16 protein-coding genes and 1 pseudogene are annotated in these 22337 nt (G+C 36.5%); all 17 read right to left on the bottom strand.

Annotation, left to right across the window (positions count from 1 at the left end):
- Positions 1-10: 10 nt before the first annotated feature.
- On the bottom strand, positions 11-1444 hold the full coding sequence (locus ACVBD2_RS02050; RefSeq protein WP_461685980.1) for a flippase: 1434 nt from the start codon (positions 1442-1444) through the stop codon (positions 11-13).
- Positions 1441-2439, bottom strand: a complete 999-nt coding sequence (locus tag ACVBD2_RS02045) for a glycosyltransferase family 2 protein (RefSeq protein WP_461685979.1) — start codon at positions 2437-2439, stop codon at positions 1441-1443. Before ACVBD2_RS02045 ends, ACVBD2_RS02050 begins: the two co-directional genes overlap by 4 nt.
- Complete coding sequence (locus ACVBD2_RS02040; RefSeq protein ID WP_461685978.1) at positions 2432-3580, bottom strand: hypothetical protein; 1149 nt, start codon at positions 3578-3580, stop codon at positions 2432-2434. The genes ACVBD2_RS02045 and ACVBD2_RS02040 overlap by 8 nt, the downstream gene beginning before the upstream one ends.
- Positions 3581-3583: 3 nt before the next feature.
- Complete coding sequence (locus tag ACVBD2_RS02035; protein ID WP_461685977.1) at positions 3584-4642, bottom strand: glycosyltransferase family 4 protein; 1059 nt, start codon at positions 4640-4642, stop codon at positions 3584-3586.
- 19 nt (positions 4643-4661) lie between these two features.
- Positions 4662-5594, bottom strand: a complete 933-nt coding sequence (locus tag ACVBD2_RS02030; RefSeq protein ID WP_461685976.1) for a glycosyltransferase — start codon at positions 5592-5594, stop codon at positions 4662-4664.
- Positions 5595-5614: 20 nt separating this feature from the next.
- Entirely contained in the window at positions 5615-6616 is a 1002-nt protein-coding gene (locus ACVBD2_RS02025) for a Stealth CR1 domain-containing protein (RefSeq protein ID WP_461685975.1), read from the bottom strand.
- A 14-nt stretch (positions 6617-6630) separates the two neighbouring features.
- The gene (locus ACVBD2_RS02020) at positions 6631-7632 is read right to left on the bottom strand and encodes a glycosyltransferase family protein (RefSeq protein ID WP_461685974.1); all 1002 of its coding nucleotides are present in this window, start codon (positions 7630-7632) and stop codon (positions 6631-6633) included.
- A 161-nt stretch (positions 7633-7793) separates the two neighbouring features.
- Positions 7794-9059, bottom strand: a complete 1266-nt coding sequence (locus ACVBD2_RS02015) for a glycosyltransferase (protein WP_461685973.1) — start codon at positions 9057-9059, stop codon at positions 7794-7796.
- Complete coding sequence (gene cps2T, locus ACVBD2_RS02010) at positions 9056-10228, bottom strand: beta 1-4 rhamnosyltransferase Cps2T (protein ID WP_461685972.1); 1173 nt, start codon at positions 10226-10228, stop codon at positions 9056-9058. Before cps2T ends, ACVBD2_RS02015 begins: the two co-directional genes overlap by 4 nt.
- 30 nt (positions 10229-10258) lie before the next feature.
- Positions 10259-11626: a sugar transferase gene (locus ACVBD2_RS02005; RefSeq protein WP_461685971.1), complete on the bottom strand. Its 1368-nt coding sequence runs from the start codon at positions 11624-11626 to the stop codon at positions 10259-10261.
- A 23-nt stretch (positions 11627-11649) separates the two neighbouring features.
- The gene (locus tag ACVBD2_RS02000; protein WP_461685970.1) at positions 11650-12333 is read right to left on the bottom strand and encodes a tyrosine-protein kinase; all 684 of its coding nucleotides are present in this window, start codon (positions 12331-12333) and stop codon (positions 11650-11652) included.
- A 9-nt stretch (positions 12334-12342) separates the two neighbouring features.
- The gene (gene cpsC, locus ACVBD2_RS01995) at positions 12343-13035 is read right to left on the bottom strand and encodes a capsular polysaccharide biosynthesis protein CpsC (RefSeq protein WP_461686291.1); all 693 of its coding nucleotides are present in this window, start codon (positions 13033-13035) and stop codon (positions 12343-12345) included.
- An 8-nt stretch (positions 13036-13043) separates the two neighbouring features.
- Positions 13044-13775: a capsular polysaccharide biosynthesis protein Cps4B gene (gene cps4B / locus ACVBD2_RS01990; protein ID WP_461685969.1), complete on the bottom strand. Its 732-nt coding sequence runs from the start codon at positions 13773-13775 to the stop codon at positions 13044-13046.
- Position 13776: 1 nt separating this feature from the next.
- Positions 13777-15222: an LCP family glycopolymer transferase CpsA gene (gene cpsA / locus ACVBD2_RS01985; RefSeq protein WP_461685968.1), complete on the bottom strand. Its 1446-nt coding sequence runs from the start codon at positions 15220-15222 to the stop codon at positions 13777-13779.
- Between the two features lie 188 nt (positions 15223-15410).
- Entirely contained in the window at positions 15411-17372 is a 1962-nt protein-coding gene (locus tag ACVBD2_RS01980) for a peptide ABC transporter substrate-binding protein (protein ID WP_461685967.1), read from the bottom strand.
- Positions 17373-17855: 483 nt separating this feature from the next.
- Positions 17856-19747: pseudogene (locus tag ACVBD2_RS01975) on the bottom strand (CAP domain-containing protein).
- Between the two features lie 599 nt (positions 19748-20346).
- Entirely contained in the window at positions 20347-22314 is a 1968-nt protein-coding gene (locus tag ACVBD2_RS01970) for a peptide ABC transporter substrate-binding protein (protein ID WP_038806417.1), read from the bottom strand.
- Positions 22315-22337: the final 23 nt, after the last annotated feature.

Here is a 22337-nt window from a genome sequence, read left to right as displayed (position 1 = left end):
TATATCAAAACTATCTTTTTTTTCGTAGCAAAGAGAGTTCTTTGTGACTAATTGTTTTTGTTAACAGCAATAGAAAACCATATACTATTGAATAAACAATAACTTTTAGTAACATACTTAACAAATTATTAGAAATAGATAGCACACTTGAAAATAATAGATATACAAGAGTACCCGTTACAACACTAGCAACTAATGGTTTAGTTGCTATTTTAAGTAAATCTACAATATCTAAATATTTACGAGCAAAATAAGTCATCAAAACACAGACTACTGTTTCTACAACAACTAGTGTCACTGCTGCTCCTCTATATCCAAAAAGCGGTATAGCCAACATATTAAGGACAATACTAACGACAGCTCCTGACATTACAGACGCGGTAAAGAGTTTGACATTATCTGTAGGAATTAATGTCTGCCTTCCAACAATCTCAGAAAAAGCAATGGGAATCAGGGCAAAGACCACAATATTGATTGCAACATATGATTCGGCATACTGTCTGCCTAAAAAAAGATGAACAAACTCTTGGCTCACAAGAAGCATACCAAATACTGTCGGAAAAGTAATGATACTATTGAAAAGCATGGATGATGACATGACCCTCTGAACTTCTTCATGTTTGCCTTGAGCATATAAATTTGTCATTCTAGGAAGCAATACTGCGCTTAGCGTAGCAACTAAGCTAATTAAAATTGAATTGATATTGACTGCTTGTGTATAAATTCCAACGTCAAACACACTGCTTAAAGAACCAAGAATAATTCTATCTAACGTATTATAAATCGTAATGGAAACTTGAGGCAAAAAGAAGGATAGTGTAGGTCTAAAATTTGACAAAACTTCTTGTATACTGACCTTCACCAGCGAAACATAATTTTTTACATTAAACCACATGAATCCTTGTGAAATCATTGACGAAAGGCTCATCATTAGAATATAGAGATAAATATCCGATGGGCTCTTAATAAATAAGAAGATACAGACAACACCCAACATTTTCACAAACGTATTACGGATTACAATATTTTTAAAATCTTCAATACCTTGAAAGAGCCAGCTAATATCAAGCATAATTGAAAGCAATGAAAAAATCTGAACTAAAAAATATTGCTGATACTGCCCTGGAAATAGCAATATATATAGTAGATAGCATAAAGTCGCTATTCCCGTAGTCAACAATTGAAAGTAATAAATTGAAGAAAATGTATAAGAAATCTCTTGTTTTCCTCTATGACTTACTTTTGCAATCTGATTACTACCATATGTTACTATCCCCAACATACCAAACATGGTGAAATAAGTTGTAATAGAAGCAGTATAGTTATAACTCCCCATAATATTTGGACTGAAAATTCTCGTTACATACGGAACAGTAATAAAAGGAAGAATAATCGTTAAAACTTTATACAAAAAATTATAGATAAAATTTTTTAGAACTTTCAAAACGCTATCCTTTCTTTTATTTTAATCAAATAATATACAAGAGTATATTGTCTATTTTTTAATAAAAACGCAATAAGTCTCATTTTTTTATCATGAGGGTAACCCAATGAATAGGACTTTATAAAACGCTTATCAGTTCCTATTGTTTTTAAATATTCGACTCCTTCTTTCAAATTATTAGCACTCCAAATACCTTCTAAAGCATATTCAATAGCATCCTTCATAACATGAAATTGAAACGTTTCTTCTAACTCTTTAATATTCCATAAGGACAAATAATGTTCAATTATTCTATGGGTCTTAATTGCTTGCAAGTATCTATCTTTCCTCAGCACTCGACTCCTGGTCACAGAATTTGGATTATACGTTATAATATAAATACCTTCAGTGATATAAAGAATACTTTGTGCGTAAGTTAGAAGAGGTAAACTTTGTAAGAGATCCTCTCCAATCCAGATTGAACGAAGTTCATCAGCGATATCATACTTTAATGCTAATTCTCTCCGAACAGCTGCAAAACCAATAATAAAATATCCGTAACGTAAAAAGCCATCTAGTAATTCTTTTTTATTATCTGAAAATAGAGTTTCCTCATAAAAATAAGGCTTGACATATTTTTCCCCATTACACTCTTTTATTTTAGGGTAAATAACAATATCAGGATTGTTATATTGAATTTTTTTACTTAAAATCTCTAGTGCTTCAGGAACAAGTTGATCATCTCCATCTAAGTATAATACAAAGTTACCTACTGCTTGAGACAACCCAGTCGAACGTGCTAAGGCAACACCTTCATTCTCCTTTTTGTTTATTACAATAATACGATCATCTCGTTTTGAAAGACGTGTTATAATTTCTAGAGAACTATCCGGTGACGCGTCATTTACTAATATTAACTCAAAATTAGAATATGTCTGTCTTAGAACAGAACTGACGCATTCTTCAATATACTCCTCAACATTATAAATAGGAACTATTACTGAAAATTTAATCATTTGATATCACCAAATCCTTATCTTCAAAGCTTGATGAACTCATCAAACTAAATAAAAGCGGTGTAAACAAGAATAAATTATACCCCAGTGACTCCATTGAGAGATAAACATAACACACACTTATAAGTAATAGTGTGTATAAGTTAAAACGTTTACCTTGTAGCAATAAGAACATTACAATCCCAAAAATAGTACAGTACAGTAGACCATTTTCAATGAAAAAACTAATCCAATAATTATCCAAATAATAATCAAGGCTATCCCATACTCTTAAATATTTATAGCGGGTAACAATCTGAGGCATCCAACTTAGTCTATAAACAGATAAATAAATATGGCTTAAACGTAATCGACCAGATACTACTTCATTGAACATAGACATCCATGTTATATCAGGATTATAATTTAAAGCCAACACCAGATTAGCGACTACAATACTTACTTGTATCATAGCAACTTTAGTCCCACTGACTATGTTATGTAATAACAATTTTTTAAAGAGATAAATTATAGCAATAATAATAGACATCAATACAGCTGTTCGTGAATATGTAACTTTATAAACCATTAATGCTACAACAAATAGACCAATAGAAAAAACTAATGTTTTCTTTGTTCTATGTATATTTAAAATCACTGAATCTAATAGAATACTGAATATTACAACTCCAGCAGCATTACCATTAATAAAACCTAACGAATGTACCTCTCCTGTCATTGTAACTTTAGAATAAATTTGTTCTTGAATAAAACCTATTCTACTTGCTACGACTATCGTGATAAAAAAAATGATTTTAGAGAAAAATAAGCGACGCAAAAATGTCCTATCCAAACGACTCATGATAGGATAATATAATAGAAGATGTAAAATCGTACGATCAAAAGTAAATGTATCTCCTATTGTAAACTTAAACAATATTAAAGCAATAATAGTAATTGATACAGTGATATGATCTCTACTCATTTTATGGAGCCAAATATCATAAAGAAAGGAAATTATCGATAAAGCTAACCCCAAATTTAAAGCAGAAAATAGTAGGAAAGATCCCTTATCAGTATTTACTAATAGTAAAGTTACAGAAAATATAAAGTTAAAAATATAACTAAATGTAATAAAAAGATTGTACTGTTTTTCAGCCATTTATCAGCTCCTTTCTTCTAATACTTGTTCCATTTGATCAATTGCCCTATCCCAAGAGTGTTTTGATATATCTATATTACCTTGTTTAGCAATTCGAAAACGTAATTGATTATCCTCAATTAAAGTTATAATATTTTTAGCTAGCGCATCAATATCATCGACTGGAGAAAGCAAGGCATTTTTTCCATCTTTAGCATATTCAAATACTCCCTGAAATGCAGTTGAAGCCAAGGCACAACCACATGCCATACTCTCAGCTCCAGTAAGGCCAAAACCATCATTTCTGCTCGCACATACATAAATAGAACTGTTGTTATAAATTTCTCTTAATTGGTTTATATCTGCTTTTTCTGTGTATAAAATCCAAGATTCTAAATCATCTGGTCTTTTGGATACACCAAAAAGATGTAACGAAACATTAGGATATTTTTGTTTGACTAATCTAATAGCCTTAAAAGCAATATCAAATCCTTTTTGAGGATTTTCATGATATAGCATCGATATAATATATGGATTTCTAGACTCAATAGGTCTTTCTATATAGAATTGGTCTGTAGCAATTGCATTAGGAATTAATTTTACATTTTTGTCATACTGTTTTACCAAGTTTTCTAGCCATTTTGAAACAGCAATATTATGTAGGCCTAATTTATAACTTTCAAAAACTACATCATCGTTAGCTGACCAATTTTCAAAGCCTTGGATAAAATAAAACTTTCTTCCTTTTTGGTACGAAAGATTTTGTATAATAAATGATGTCCTTAAAGATGTAGCAAAAACCGCTTCCGCTTCTGGAAAATCTCTCCCATCTAGATAAGGGGTCGCAATTTTTTTTATTCTTTTATCTAATTTAAACCATTTAGGATAATTAAATAACTCAATGGTCCCTAACATCTTTTTTATTATATTACTTTTAGTAGTATTTGTATAATTCTCATCAGTTAAGAATACAATACTAACATCATAACCTCTTTCAACTAGACGATTTGCATACTCAAATACAATCTTATAACCACCTGCAGGTTTTTTTAAGATTAGCGGTAAGCAATATGTAATTTTCATTGTCTCTACTTTCTTTCTACTAATTCCGAAATTGTAATATAATATCCCCTATATAAGATTTCAGACTCGGAAAATACTTTAATTTTCTGATCATTAAAAACGAACGAATTCTATTTTTGTTTTTTAAGATAGTCTTGCGTTCCTTAAATGTATCAATATAAGGTATAATATCAAATGAATTATCAATATACTTCAAATTTTGACATGCTAGAGCCATTTGATAATTCAATAAATATGTATTAATCCCATCTATACGACTCTCAATTCCAGATAGTCGCTTTTGATTAAGTCTCAGAGCAACATTAGTTCCTGTGTAACGTCTATGTGTAAGAATATTATTTGTCGTAAATAATCCATCTTGTAGACTTGCAATATAACAAATAATCCAGTCATGTGTAGCTAAGCCAACTTTATCATCAATCATTTGATTCAATAATGGTAAAATTTTATTCTTTTTAAAAGCTAGAGACATCCCAGCATAGTTTACCCTTTTCACAAACTTTTTTATATCTAAGTATCCGCAATCTTCTTTATATCTATATTGCGGGCCTCGAATTTGCTGATCTTTAACATCAATAATATCAATCTCTCCATGGATTGCTATAGCTTTTTGATTACTTTCGAAAAGGCTTAAATACACTTCAACCTTATCAAACTCCCATAAATCATCTTGGTCGCACAAAAATACAGTATCAAATGTTGTACGATTAATACCATCAATATAATTCATTACATATCCAATATTCTCTTCACGAAAGACTAATTTAAAGTCAAGATTAGGATGTTTATCTCTGTAACTGGATATAAATTCACATGTACCATCAGTAGAACAATCATCAACAATGACTATTTCTTTGGGCACAATCGTTTGATTTAAAATAGTATCTAATTGCCTCTCAATAAATTCAATACCATTGTAAGTAGCTAAAACTACTGAAACTTCATTTCTCATTGCTATCCTTATTTAAAAATTCATAACTCAAATTGACTACTATCCGGCAGCAAACTTTCCATGGCCTGAATAAAATCACTCATTACCTGCTCCTTATCTGGAACGTTATATCCATCATTGATACACATAATTTTGTATTTTCCAGAATTTAATAAATTCCACAAATCTGCTCCCGCATTATCTAAATAAAAAACACTCCCTAGTTTAGGGTTCCCAATAACATATTGACCGCTAGCAATTTGCCAATATTTAAAGAGCCAAACATTAGTATCTGATGGATTCCTAAAACGATTTGAAGAAGTTTTATCTAAAGCCTCATACTCTTTCTCCCAAAGCAATTTAAATGTTGATTTCAATACTGGATAAGGGAGGTGGCTCTCCCAAAAACCACAAATGAACTTACAGTTTATATATAACAAAGATTTTATAATTTGTTTAATTCCTTGCTTAGGAGAAAAAAAATGACCGTTTTTTATAATTTCTCTACGCGTGAAATGACTGGTGATGATACCCATATTGTTCATCTGAAAATGTCCGGTCCCATTTCTTTCAGTGGTGATTGGTGCTAAAGAAGTAATATATTTAGGCAACCCTTCCTCTGAAAAAAAATCATCTGGGGTAACTGGGGCGGTTAAATACATGTCATCGTTAAAGATAACAAAATGTTCTGATAAACCAGAAATTTTATGAACATTGCATTCAATCGAATTTGATGAGAAAACCGGCAAATATTTATTATCAATAATATCTTTATGGTCAATCACAACTATTTTCTTATTATCCAAATCGAGCCAATCTGGCTTTTGATTGTCCGTAACAAGATAAACCTTATTTACCCACGGAGCAAACTTTTCAACCCCTCTAAACCAGTATTTAAATGTTCCCCAATCACGATACGCTTTATCAGAATTCATACTATACTTTGATGTATTGATTGCCCCATCATACTGCGCTTTCTTGTCTCTCCAGACCGGATCATTCCCATCAACCCATGTGACAACGAAATCAATTTTTTCTACCATTGAGTCTCTCCTATTTAAAAATCTAACAGTCTTTTCATCAATTTTATAGAGGTGTAGTTTTCAAAGTATAGTGCTTTCGCCTTTTCAACTCTTTGAACAACCTCATCAGCCAAAGGATCAAATCCTTCTATAAGTTGTGCTAGTTTTTGATAGTCACCTGATGAATAGAAGATCACCAAAGATTCATCAACATAATCTCGAACAGAAGGAATATCATTCACAATGATAGGAACTCCTAAAGACATTGCTTGCAGCATGACCATGTGACCAGCAGAAAGCTCCACATCTTTTAATGATAGGACCAACACCTCAGACTTTCCTAACACATCTCCAAAGTTCTCCACTACGACATCTGATAAAACTTGAACATTTGACCCATGCGCTGGTACTCTCCATGGCTGAGTTGCAATCACACACGGCATTGAAAGATTTGAAGCTTCAACTGCCTTAACTAGTGTCTCATAATCTCGGTTACTACCCCCACCTGAAAAGATATACTTAGCAGGTAGCGAACCTTGATAGGCTCTCTGATTATCATAATCCAAGCCATAATGAACAAATTTGAATTTGTCTTGACAACTTGGAAAAATCTTTGCATAATAATCAATCTCTTTAGAACTATAAACTATTACGTTATTTACATTTTGCAAGGTTTTATTAACTAACTGTTTTCTGAGATAATAGTAAAGCTTATTTTTTTTGGGTTCAAAGAGGAAACCTGCAAGTGTAATTTCCTTGTCACTTTTATTGAATAGGCCTAAAAATATCCCTACGAGGGGATTCAAACAGATAATCTTTTTAACATCGTATTTAATAAATTTCCGAGCATAGTCATAGGATTTTTTCCACATCAACAGATGATATAGAGCACTACCAATATATTTAAAGTTTCGAACCTTTCTTATAAGCGAGCTTTCATAGTTAGTATAAACTACTTGGCTTCCCCCATTAAGAGACTGATAATATGCTTCATTCTTTTTTTGCAGCTCACTATCTAAAATGATTAAATTTTCCATTATACTCCATATAATTACTTATTGTAAAAATATCTAATAAAACGACTAAAAAATAATTCTATCCGCCGTATTATAGATGTCTTCCAAATTTCAATTGCTTATCTAACCTAGTGACAAAGCACAAAACAACTGATACTAATTCATCTAATTAATATCATTTCTTACATTCTAACTCTTGAATAACATTCTATAACCTCTATTACATGATCTTTCAAAGTCTTAAGGCTAACTGTCTCACACTGAACACTATTCAATTTATCGAGTAGATCTTGTTTGCTATTAAATATATGGTCTTGAGAAACTAAGTCTTTTGACCCTACATTCTCACTAACAAATACATTAACACCATAAGATAACGCCTCCATCGTAATGAAACCAAATGTTTCTTTCCACTTACTAGGTACAATAAGAATATCTATATCAGCGTATATCATATCGATAGTTTCTTTTGTAAAATAACCGTTCTGTTGGATATAAGATGGGCACTCTTCATTTGGAAAATGGCCATAGGTCTTAATATCATACTTTTCCTGATCTAAATCATCAGCTATATCTAGAAAATCAAAATACCCCTTATATTCCTCATCAGGCCCAATATAGGCTACCACTGTCTTCTCACGGGAATTAGTAAGAATATTGTGCTTACTTATTGAGCTGTTAGAAATAGAAACTATGCTACTATTTTTAGGTGTTATATGATTAGCTTCATAAACTTCCTTAGCTAACTGACTATTGAAAAGGTAAGCATCTATCAACCCAAACATTGCTTTATAATAAGAGCGGAGACCACTATAATCAATAGCCTCTGTGACCTCACGAATTACTATGTTTTTCTTGGATTTTGGATTTTTCCCAAGTATTTTCAACAATTTCCGAATTGTTGGGTAAAAAGGAACTTGAAAGAATCGAAGCTTCTTTACACTAAGAGCATTAGAGGACATAATATTCCATGCTAAATTAGTATTATTGCTACTATAATCGACTCCGTTAAAATAGAAATGCGGAACTGGTGCTAAACCATAATAATCATGACTTGTAAACACAGTTTTAATTCCTAATTCTTTTGCAACTTCAAGAAATTCCTTATGTAATCCTATAAGCGAGTGGATATGAATTGCATCTATATCAATGCTTTCCAAAAATTTCCTATAGGAAGCTTTATGACAGCCCTTCATAAATTTATCTGGTTCTGAAATACCACCAAATAGAGCCAAAGGCAAGCTATTTATTATTTTGTAGCATTGGAATTTTCGATTCTCTGCTTTTTTTATTCTAACTTGCCTAAATATAAAAGAGATTTCTCCTGGATATAATGCGATTACTTCATGTCCATCTATAGCTTGCTGAGTCATCAAATCCTCAGCATACTTGACAAGACCACCTGTACGTGATGGTTGAAAGCCTAAAGTATAATGCAAAATTTTCATACAATGAATACTTCCTCATAATCCGACACAATCTTTTCCCACGTAAATGCATCCGCAATTCGTTGGCTAGACTTTTCGTCTAATTCCGAAATAGCACTTTCATCAAGTCGTTCCACTTCCTCGATTACACGTGCCAACTCATCTTTCTTCCAATAAATAGCCCCATCTTCACCAACTTCTCGGTTAAAACCAACATCTAGCAACAAATTAAGCTTTGTGGATGCCAGAGCTTCCAGTAGAGAAGGGTTTGTTCCACCAACTTCATGTCCATGGAAATAAGCAAAAGCATTCTCGCGAATATACTTGAGTAATTCTTGGTCATAGACAGTACCGACAAATTTGACCCTAGGGTCTTTATCAAAACCAGTATCCTGTAACAACTGATCGTAAAATTTATTCTGCTCCACATTTGTAATAAGGACAAAGTCCTTATTGGACTTAGACTTGATAAATTCACGAATCATTGATTCATAGTTATTCTCAGGAACGAATCGTCCCACCACTAGATAATAGCTATTTTCGCTTACTCCCTTTTCACGATACCAGTTTCGAACTTTGGCATCTTCTGATTTCAAACTTGAAGGGGTAGTATCTGTACCATAAGCGATATAGGTCGTCTTGGGCTGATACTGTTTATAGTCCTCTCGGATATATTTTTCGATATTTTTGCTATCACAGACTAATAAATCTGCATGTTTGACCATCAACTGTTCCGAAAATTTCCAATACTTTCGAACTGGCAGGCTCCATTTTGCCCGCAGCCACTCATGACCATCTGGATTTACCAGTAAACGGCCTCCGATCGAACGAATTTTTTTCTTAAGTCCAGAAATAAAAGGCCCGATACGACAAGCTAGAATGTAAAAAATAGGAGCTTCATCTTTGTTTTTCTTAGCTATTTCAATCGCTTTATTCACAGCAGCAATATCGTAAGCGATAGCACGAGCCGGTCCGATATTGGGCACATCAATGTTGAAACAAATGGCGCCATTGTGCTCAAACTGATCATCCGTGATGCCAGATTTAGCTGAATTTTCACGCATACAAGCAACATAGTATTGTATGTTGCTGTCTTTTTGGTATTCGGTTAATTTTTCAACAAAGGTTTCAAATCCTCCATACTTGGCAGGAATCCCCTTTGAACCAATGATATAAACTGACTGTTTCATTTTTCTCCTAACAAGACTGAGGGGCAGAAATTACTTCGCCCCATCTCTCATAAATACTACTTTAACTGTCTTCAATAAAATTTCAATATCTTTCCAAATTGTCCAATTGTCTATATAGGCCACATCTAATTTGACAACTTCATCGAAATTCTTGATCTCACTTCGTCCGCTGACCTGCCATAAACCTGTTATGCCAGGTTTAAAACTTAGGCGACGTTTTTGTTCTGGGGTATAGTGCTCATACTCGTCCACTGTTGGTGGTCGTGTACCTACCAAACTCATATCTCCCTTTAGAACATTGTAAAACTGTGGTAGCTCGTCCAAGCTCGTCTTCCGTATAAAACGACCAATTTTCGTGATACGTGGATCATCATCCACCTTAAACATTCCACCCTGCATGGTATTTTGTTCCATGAGTTCTCTTTTTTTATCCTCAGCATCTACACACATAGAGCGGAACTTATAAAAAGTGAACTGGCGGCCATTTTTCCCAATACGCGTCTGAGCAAAAATAGCAGAGCCCCCATCCTTTCGAATCAAAGGAACCAGCACAACACTGACTAGACCACATAGTATCAAACCTACCAGGGAACCGATAATATCAATAACCCGCTTAGCAATCACGTGGCTAGTCTTATAAAATGTTGTAGAAAAAGTCACAACGTTTAATCCTGCCATCTCACGAATTTGCTTGTTACGTGCCAAGCTACGATCAAAAGCATTTAGATTGACTGTCACATCAATTCCCATCGTTTCAAACTGAGAGACAAGTTCACCAATATTGTATTTTTCACTTGGAAGATTGATAAAGACTTCATCGACCACCTCATGAGTCGCAAAGTTCACTATCTCCCCCTCTGCTACAACCTTTAAATAATCATGCTGAAAATCTGGTTTATCTAAAACACTGACGGCTACTAACTCCCCAACAACATCATCTGATTCTATTAGTCTATCCAGTACCTTTTCAACACGAGAAGTTGCTGTAAGTAGGAGAATCTTCTTACTTCCTTTAAAGTTAGGATAAGCCCGCTTCCAATACCACTTGATAAATAGGTTTAGCAAATAGACTAAGAGAGCATGTAATAGGAGGAAGTAAATCATACCTCGTCTGGAAATACTAAATCGATCTTCTAAGAAAAAATTAGAAATACTAATCGCTAGCGCAAAGAATAGGATATATTTCAATGTCTGGACAAGTTCAATCAAATATCCCCTTTTAAAGAAATCCTGTCCATAATCACTGATATAAAAGACAAAATAGTGGAGGATATAAAGTGCAATAGCTGTTGTTGAAACAATCTCTGTTTCTCTCACAGCACTAAGTAGATAAGTCAATAAAATAACAAGAAAACTCTGGACTATGGCCAATGAAGGCTTTACTACTTTCCCATTCATCTCTATCCCCCCCAACCTATTTTTTATTCTTTCCCGTAATTCCCATAACTCCCATAAGAACCGTATTTGTCTACTGAAGTATCGAATTTGTTCAACACAACTCCTAAAAACGGCTTCCCAGTTTGTTCCAACTGTTCTTTCGCTTTTTGAATATCCCGTCGATTTGTTTCACCTGCCGCTGTCACTAAAATAGAAGCATCGCATTTTCGCGTAATGATAGCCGCATCAATCACGACACCGACAGGAGCAGTGTCTACGATGATATAGTCAAAATATTTACGCAAGGTTTCAAGCATTGTACTGAAATTCTTACTTTGAAGAAGGGCTGTCGGATTTGGTGACACAGAGCCAGCCTGAATCACAAAGAGATTCTCAATATTGGTATCACAAAGCCCCTGTGACAGGTCTGTAGTCCCTGATAGAAATTCTGTCAGACCTGTAATTTTATCCCTTGCTTTAAAGACACCTGACATAACAGAATTACGAATATCTCCATCAATCAGCAGCGTTTTGTAACCTGCACGCGCAAAAGCCCAAGCGATATTGGTGGAAGTCGTTGATTTTCCTTCTCCTGGTTTCACAGAAGTGATAGAAAATACTTTCAAATCATCTCCACTTAACTGTAAGTTCGTACACAAAGCGTTATAATATTCCTCTGCTTTTTTTACAAGATCCAATTTTGCCTGTGAGATTTCTAACGTTGGCATAACTTCCTCCTATTTCATTTTATCCAAATCTGGAACGACCCCTAGAAGTGGAATTTGCAGTACATCTTCGACATCTTCAGGACGTTTCACACGGGTATCGAGTAACTCAATCAAAAGAACAGTAACCACTGTTACGACAGCCCCTCCAAGAAAACCAAACAAGGTGTTGCGTCGAATATTTGGAGAAGAGGGAGTCGTAGCTGGTCGCGCTTCTTCAAGCGTCGTTACATCAGATACTCGCGTTACAGCGATAATCTTTTCTGCAGCAACTTCTCGTAGAGAATTAGCCATGCGACTGGCTTCCTCTGGCTGTTTATCCTTGACAGAGATTGAGACGATACGAGTGTCAGCTGGTACAGTCACTTGAACTTTGCTAGCTAACGTTTTTGCTGGCATATCCAATTTCAAATTTGTCGCTACCTTTTCCAATACATCCTGCGAAAGGATAATCTCACGGTAGTCTTTTACCAGATAAGATCCTGCCTGCAAATCCTGATTTGTCAGCCCCGGCTTGTCTCCTTGATTACGGTTGACTACGTAAATACGCGTGGTGCTCGTATATTCTGGCTTAACAATAAAAGTGCTATATGCAAAAGCTCCCGCCCCTGTCACAAGTGCCGCTAATAAAATCATTAGCTTGCGTTTCCATAAGGTTTTAAATAATTGAAATACATCGATTTCTATCGTATTTTGTTCTTTCATCATTTCTCCTAAATTAGTTGATCCATTACAATTTTTCGAGGGTTGTCTATAAAAAGTTCCTGAGCCTTCGCTTCTCCGTATTTTTGGGTAACAAGGTCATATGCTTCTGCCATATGAGGAGGTCTACCGTCTAGATTGTGCATATCACTTGCAATCACATGAACCAAATCACGCTCCAAGAAATACTGCGCTCTTTTTTTCATGAATTTATAAGGTTCTCCAAAAAGTTTGGATTTGAGGACATGTGAACTATTTACTTGCGTGTAGCAGCCCATATCAATCAGCTCTCGAACGCGTTTTTCATCATTTTCAAGTGCATCATAACGCTCGATGTGGGCAATGACGGGAGTAATTCCCAACATCAATATTTTACTCAAGGCACTATGAATATCGCGATAAGGGGTGTTCATACTAAACTCTATCAAGGCATAACGACTATCATTGAGGGTCGGAATCCGATTTTTTTCCAGCTTATCCAAAACATCTGGTGTGTAGTAAATTTCAGCCCCATAAGCAATGACCAAGTCACTCGCGACTTCCTTAGCTATTTCCCGAACCTGAAGAAAGTTTTCTGCTATCTTCTCTTCTGGAGTTTCAAACATGCCCTTGCGACGGTGAGAGGTAGAGACAATGGTTCGCACCCCCTGCCTGTAGGCTTCTGTCAAGAGAGCCTTACTTTCCTCTCTTGACTTGGGACCATCATCTACATCAAAGACAATGTGCGAATGAATATCAATCATTTCATCTGCCCTCCAACACGTCTTGAATAGCAGTTTTGACAGATGCAAGGCTACTGTCGTTAATTTCCATCATATAGAGGTTACTATCTGGCATCGCATAGGAAGGAAGATCCATCCGTCCCGTACCCTTCAAGTCTTGCGAATTCACTTTGTAAGTTCCACCACTTTCTAACTGAGCATTGACCAAGTTCATCATAGTCTCAAGTGGCATGTTTGTTTGGATAGAATCTTGCAAGCTATCAATGATCGTACTATAATTTTTCAGTGCTTCGGTCGAAGTTAATTTTTGAAGGATAGCCACAATCACCTTTTGTTGATTGCGTCCACGATCACGATCTCCATCTGCTAGAGAGTAGCGCTCACGAACAAATCCCAGAGCCTGCTCAGAATCTAAGTGGACATTTCCAACTGGGAAATGGAACTTCCCGTGTAGAGATGTGAAATCTTGGTCATTATAAACATCTACGCCACCTAAAAGGTCAATCAACTTCAAGAACGAAGTGAAGTTCAAACGGACATAGTAATTGATATCAACCCCGTATAGGTTTTCCAGGGTATGAATCGACGAGTCTACTCCATAAATCCCTGCATGGGTCAATTTATCTTTTTGATTATTTCCACCATCTGCGATTGGTACATAAGCATCACGTGGCGTTGTGGTCAAGAGGATTTTCTTGGTATCTCGATTGACAGTCATCAGGATATTGACATCTGAACGCGACACAGAACTAATTGGACCATAAGTATCAATTCCACTAACATAGATATTGAAAGACTGATTCTTAGACGTCTTAGGAGCTTCTACTTTTTTAGTGAATCCCTTGGTATAAATCTTTTTTATCTTCGATGCGTAATCTGGATACTCCGATTCGATGATATTTTCAAAGACACTATTTAGGACAATGGCCTTAGTCTCCCCTGCAATCAAACTCTTGTAAGCTGCCAAGTAAGACGAACTCTGATTGACCGTCAAATCGGTATTCTGACTTGACTTGATATCAGCTAGTAGTTTTTGAATATTTTCATTATCAGTCCCAGTCGGTGCTGTCACACTCGTCAGTTGCGTAACATTTCCAATCTCACTATCTGCTAAAACAGCAACACTGATCGAATATTCTGAGTAATTAGAAGTCGCATTTAAACGATTGGTCAATCCAACAAACTGCTGTACTGCAAAAAGCGACACAGAGCTGGCAAATATAGAGAGCACCAACAGAAAAATGGTAAATTTTTCAGCTTTTTTATAGATAATCAAGAGCAATCCTACTAAGGCAACTAGTAGAACTAACGCAGTTGCCACTAGATTAAGATATCTAAAAGCAAGGATATTATATTTAAAAATCAAAAACAATAAAAAGCTAGCCAACAATAGATAAACAGTTAACAAGGCTATGTTAACGCTTCGCTTTACTTTTCCTGAGCGAGATCTCTTTGAACGTTTCGTCATGACATTCCCCTATACTATAATAATTAAAGTAATTATATCACAAAAGTAGGACAAATTCCATTCATTCCCACAATTCTCAGCGTTTTCATTCCTTTTTTCTTAGCTATATTTTGAAGTAACCGCTTTCATTATTTAGAACCTTGAGCAAACAAAAACAAGATCCCTTGCAAGAGACCTTATTTAACTTTTTATTTGATATGATTTTCAAATTCTTTTTGACTCTTTTCGATAGCCTTTTTACTCTCTTCTTCCCACTTGGCCTTGGCTTCATCAAATTGTTTCTTGGTAACAGGATCTTTTTGTAATCTCATGTACTTGTAATTATTTCCATCACCCTTGATACCCACTAGGGAGTAAGCACGTGTAAACGGAGTTACTTTAGTTACAGAGGCTGTACCGCCATTTGACATAGCAGACATGACCAGAGAATTGTCGATCATCCAAGCTTGAGCTTCAGCGTATTTTTCATAACGCTTAGCGACATCTTTGTTCTCAGCATCTGCTTCTTTCAAGAGTTGTGTATAGGTATCGAGTCCCAAACTCTTGATGAGCTCTTGGTCTTCCTTGGCGTCAAGACCAAAAATTTTGAGATAGAAACCAGTTTCAGCATTGAAGGGATCTAGATAAGTTGATGGATCCTGGTAATCACCAACCCAACCATCAAAGTTTAGGTCGTAATCACGAGCTGCTGGATTTGGTGCTAGGAAGGCAACATTTCCAAAGTCATCTGTAGAAAGCTGTTGAACATCAATGACGATATTGTCAGAACCTAGTACTGTTTCAAGGGTTTGTTTAACCGAGTTCATACCAGAAACCGCATTTTTATTCGTCTGATCAACAGGGACATCCAAATGGATTGGGAAAGTCACGCCTTGGGCTTCCAATTCCTTTTTAGCTTCCGCAAATTTTGCTTGGGCCTTTTCCTTGTTAAAGTAGGCATCTTGAGCATCTGCCAAATTGATACCTGACCACTCAGTTCCGTAGTTCACAAGCTTAGAAGCTGTTACTTCTCCAAAGGTCTTATCTCCCACCTGGACAAATATTGGAGGAACTAGAGTATTACGAAGGGTTTTGCTCGCTGCTTCTTCACCGTTAGATTGAGCAGAGTAGGCTGTTCGATCAATACCAAAGTTGATAGCCTGACGGAAATTTTTATTTAAGATAGCTGTTTGAGCTGATTTCTTTTGTTCGTCCGTTGTTTTAGCGGTATGATTATAGGTTTTGCGGTTGACGTTAAAGTTAAAGTACCAAGATGTCTTATCTTGTAAGCTATAGACGATATTGTCTTGGTATTTTTCTTTTGTCTTAGCATAGTTCGAACTATTTGGATAGACTCCTGCAATCGAGTAAGCACCACTTTCAAAGTTTCGAATGGTCATCTCCTGATCTGACCCATCAAAGTAAGCTAACTTAACTTTTTCAATGGTTACTTTATCATGATCATAATAGTGTGGATTCTTCACATATTCGATCGAAGATTTTGATGTGAAATCTTTTAACAGATAGGGACCGTTATAAAGGATGCTGTCTGGTGTCAAGGTACCAAAATCTTTATCCTTTGATTTCAAGAACTCTTCGTTGACTGGGAAAAGAATACTATTGGTTGTCTTTGAATTCCAATACGGTTCTGGTCGAGTCAAAGTGTACTCGACTGTGTAATCATCCAAGGCTTTGACACCGACAGTTGAAAAGTCATTGGTCACACCCGTCACATAGTCATTCAATCCCTTGATTGAATTTTGGATCAGATCCATGGCTTGCCCCTTGTTGTCCGCGGCATATTTGATCCCAGTGACAAAATCCTGAGCCTTGACTGAAGCATATTCCTCACCATCAGCCGTATACCACTTGGCATCTCTTCTGAGTTTGTAGGTATAGGTCAAACCATCTGCTGAAACAGACCAATCTTCAGCTAGAGCTGGCGTTAGATTGCCATAGCTATCATTTTCCAGCAAACCATCTACGAGATTGGTAATAACGGCAGTGTTATCCGCATAATAATCTAGAAGATAGTTAAAAGTTGTCGGATTCGCACTAAATGTTGATGAATAAGTGCTAGTATCTGTGTTGGACTGTCCACATGCAGAGAGCATAATCCCTGTCGCTAGGACAAGACCTGTCCCGATAAGTCTTTTTTTCATTTTAATCATTCACTCCTTTATGTCACTTCTTATAACATAACCATATTCTATCAAATCCATCCCAAATTGTAAAGTTTATGTTTTTCCAGCAAATGATTAACCTACACTAGCATTGACAGCTCTAGAATACAATTAGCCGCTGAGTGTGCAAAAATAAATAGGCGACTAGTTTGGTTTTCGAAATTCTTTCGAACCGATAGAAGACGAAACCCAAGGCATCCATCCGCTTTCCAAACCGTTTCCAAAACCTTTCGGAAGAACGCAGATAAGATTCGATCGCCTAATTCTAAAGTAAAGCAGGAAACTGCTAACAGCCTTATAAAAGCCACCAAACGCTATTCCTTTGATTTCTGTGACTTTTATAAGTTTAAGAAACAGTTCTTCGTCTCTCTGAATATAAAAACAGAGAGGACAGTCGCTGTCCTCTCCAAATCTTAACTAACATCAATCCGCTTCAATTAACAAAGAGCTTGACGAAGTTAGAAATTTATTTTATTTATAATTGTAAGCCCAGTAATAGTCCCCGTTTCCACTAACTACTGCTGCTACAGCTCCTTCTGTCGCATTTGGATCCAAAAGCAATTCTCTCAAACCGCCATTTGCCCATTTCTTGACAACAGTAGCTGCATCTTGATCACGACGACCAACAAAACCTGAGCTATCGTATTGGCGAGAGATCTGGTTTGCTTTTGGTAGAGCTTGATTTTGATAAATCTCATCTGACCAAGTCAATTCTTTCAAACCTTGTTCCTTACGAATTTCATTGATTCCAGCGAATGCTTCTTTGGCCTTTTCCATATAGTAATAATTCGTATCATCCGTCGCAGCAACGCGGAAGACAAATTTCACATAACCAAATTCTACATCGCGGTATTTTTCTTCATCCACTCCGCTCTTGAGGTTGGCAACTAAAACATAATCTCTAGCCCAAGGATCATTTTTGGTCTTCTCAAAGATATCCTCATCTTCAATTTCCCAAGTGACCTTTGCATCCCAACCCGCGTTATCTAAAAACTTAGGATTTAGTTTTTCGATCACATAGTTTTTGAATTCCTCGACATTTTGGAAAGGAAGTGCTTGTCCTGCTTTGGCAGTTTCGACTAAATTAGTCGAATACAATTTCACGCTAGAGTTTTGATCGCTATAGCTATACTCATCATCTACGGGATTTGAGTGCAAGTTCGGATCCAGCGCTGGGTCAGTTGGATCTGTCATTCCATGTAGCTTCCATACATCTCCCGTCCACTTCCAGTAGGCTGTGTAACCTGTAACTGCATCGTTTGATTCAACGTAGTAATAGTGATTGGTACCATCAAAGGCATAGTTTGTATCATTTTCCAGAATCTTGTCACCTGGTTTTCCTGGTGGGATGACTAATTTGGGTTGGCTTCCATTTGGAGCCCATAATAAGTGCTCTAAACCTGGTGCTGGTTTTTCAACATACGGAGGTATCTGATTTTCACTCGGTTCATCTGTTGTTACCAAACCTGGAGTCTCTGGGACAGAGGGATTGATTGAATTATCTGGTTTTGGTTCTTCATTTGGCTGGTCTGGTTTTGGCGAAAAAGGATCCAACTCACCATCAGCTCCATTGAATAGGGGATTTTCTGGAAGTTCGATTGTTCCCAAGTCAAAAGGAGTATACTCACCGTCCGCGCCTCCGTAAGACGGAACCTCTGGAAACTCAATAGTACCTGATTCAAAAGGATTAAATTCCCCGTCAGCTCCATTGAATGGTGGATTCTCTGGAAGTTCGATTGTTCCCAAGTCAAAAGGAGCATATTCACCGTCCGCACCTCCGTAAGACGGAGTCTCTGGAAACTCAACGGAGTCTCTGGAAACTCAATAGTACCTGATTCAAAAGGATTAAATTCCCCATCAGCTCCATTGAATGGGGGATTTTCTGGGAGTTCCACCCCACCTGGATTTTCTAACTCCGACTCTTTTTGATTATCCGCAGATTTCTTGACAAACACCCAACGACCATTTTGGTAGTAGTAATAATCCCCATTTTCTAATACATAGTAATGGTAGCCATTCTCGTAACGATAGTGGTTATCATTTACTAAGTTGTTAGTGGAAGAACTGTTGTCACGATTGTTTGTCAGTGGTTTCCACTCACCATCACGGTAAATATAGTAACTACCATCACTCATACGATAGTAGTAGCTGCCATTCCAGTAAAAATAGCGACCACTATCTGGCTGTCGGTAGTTGTATCGATTCCAATAATTATAGTCATAACCCCAATCATCAAAATCATAGTCCCAACTATGACGGGAATCCCAACGATAATCTGCATGAACCGTTGGTGTTACAGAAGCTGAAACTGCAACTGCTGTCGCCAGAGCCGCTCCCGCCAAAAGACCATATTTTCTATTCATTTTAAATTAAACCTCCAAAAAAGAATCGCTGGTCATAACGTTCGGAAAACTTTTGTGCACTATTCGTTTTTCGGACTATAAACAAGGAATATATTTTATAAAATATAAATTGGATTTATTGAACACTTTTTTATATTTATTGCGTTCAATAACAGTTATAGCACTTTCATAATTTAAAATCAAAAAAATAACATAGTTACCATTATTTTTAAAAAACAGTATTTTTAGTTGCTACAATAAGCATTTTATAGTTTTAAACTTAAAACTATAAAATGCTAGATACTTACTTAGGAATTATTTTAAATTCATTTATACTGCATAAATATTCTTAAAGTGATTTTCCATATAAATATTAAAGTTCGTTTTTTTGAGGTTTCTACTCGCTCTATTTCACAATACACTAGAATTATCTTCAAGAAGCATCGTTTTAAGTTTTGGCTGCTCCGAAACTAATTAAAAAAGCTTTTACGCCTGAGATTACTTATCAGTTTTTCATTTCAACTTCAATTGTCATTCAAGAACTGATTTTACGACGACTGCTGTCTCCAAACCAGAAAAAGGAAGTACAGATTTCCTGCAACTTCCTTTTCTTTTATAGACTATTTGACGTGTTTTTCTAGCTCTTTTTGGTATTTGGCATTTGTTTCAATCTTTTCTTTCTGCCATTTCTTGAGAGCTTCTTCGTATTCTTTTGTAGTCACGACATCCTTTTGCAACTCCAAACCTTTGAATACAAACGGGTCTCCCTTGATTCCGACTTGTGAGTATGCTTTTGAGAATGGTACAGTACGACTAACAGTTGGAGAACCACCTGAAGAAGCTACTGGGATTAAGAGTGAGCTATCCGATACCCAAGCTTGAGCTTTAGCGTATTTTTCATAACGCTTATTAAGGTCGCTAGTTTCAGCTGCAGCATCATCCAAGAGTTTCTTGTATTCGTCCAGTCCAACTTGAGCCATCACTTCTGGATCTTTTCCGCGGGTGATCCCCAAGTGTTTAAGGGCTGAGCCCTTCTTAGCATCAAGAATGTTGAGGTAGGTGGCTGGGTCTTGATAGTCTGGTCCCCAACCAGTTCCGTTCAAGTCATAATCTTTTTGGGATGGCACCTTGGCTTGAGACGTAATGCTCATTTTTTCATTATCGGTCATTTGAAGAACATCGACAATGACATTTTCAGTACCAAGTGTTGACTCGATAGACTGCTTGAGTGAGTTGGTTTGTTGAACGGCAATGACATCGGTCTGTTCAACTGGAACATCCAAACGGATTGGGAAGGTGACACCCTTGGCCTGCAATTCTGCCTTAGCCTTTGCAAAGGCTGCCTTGGCTTTTTCAGGACTGTATAGCGTATCCTTGCCATCTGTAAGGGCTACATCTTTCCACTGATCACCATAAGAAACGAGCTCTGCCTGAGCCAACTCTCCAAATGTCTTTTCACCTACTTGAACGTAGTCATGAGGTACTAGGCTATTACGGATAATCTTGTCCGCCCCTTCTTCACCATTCAACTGAGCCGTGTAAGAGTGACGGTCAAGGGCAAAGTTCAGTGCCTGACGGAAGTTCTTGTTGAGAAGAGCTTCTTTGGTTGATGTTTTTTGAGCTTCGTCTGTTTTGGCTGTTTTATTGTAAGACTGGCGGTTTACGTTAACAGTGAGGTAGTAGCTTGTCGCTTCTTGTGGACTGTAGACAATCTTATCGCCGTACTCTTTCTTAGTTGACTCAAAGTTTGAGCTTGTTGGGAAGAGACGGGCTGTTGTATAAGCACCTTGTGTAAAGCTGCGAATCAAAGATTCTTGGTCAGATCCATCGTAGAAAGTTAGTTTGATGTTGTCAATCTTAACATTGTCCTTATCCCAGTAGTTTGGATTCTTTTCATATTCGATGACTGATTTTGAAGTCAATGATTTCAAGAAATAAGGACCGTTATAAAGAATACTTGATGGTGTTGGTGCACCATAGTCACTCCCTTTAGAATTCAAGAATTCTTCATTAACTGGAAGCATGGTTGCAGTTGTGACTTTAGAGTTCCAGAAACTTTCTGGTTTATTGAGTGTATATTCAACCGTATAATCGTCAACAGCCTTGACTCCTACAGTAGAAAAGTCATTGCTTTCACCACTAATGTAGGCAGCCAAACCTTTGATAGAATCTTGAAGGAGAGAGAGGCCGTCTGATTTACCATCAGCTGCATGTTTCAGACCCGTAACAAAGTCCTGAGCCTTGACTTCAGCATACTCTTCTCCCTCAGAAGTATACCATTTTACACCCTTACGAAGTTTGTAGGTATAGGTCAAGCCATCTTTAGAAACAGACCAATCTTCTGCAAGCGACGGAATCAAGTTCCCGTATTTATCGTTTTCCAAGAGGCCATCGACAACGTTGGCTATAACGTCAGAAGTTGAGCTCTTGCTCGTCACGCTGTAGTCCAAAGATGATGGATCTATTGCATAGACATAAGAAAATGTCTTGGGAGCATCAGCCTTCTTTTCACTTTGCCCACAAGCAGTTAACAGTAGGGCTGCACTCAAAACAGCACCTGCTCCTAAGAGCCACTTTTTCGATTTCATAAGTAATCTCCTTAAAGATAGTG

The organism is Streptococcus sp. KHUD_018, from assembly GCF_054861215.1.
This window is presented reverse-complemented; position numbering and strand designations above follow the sequence as displayed.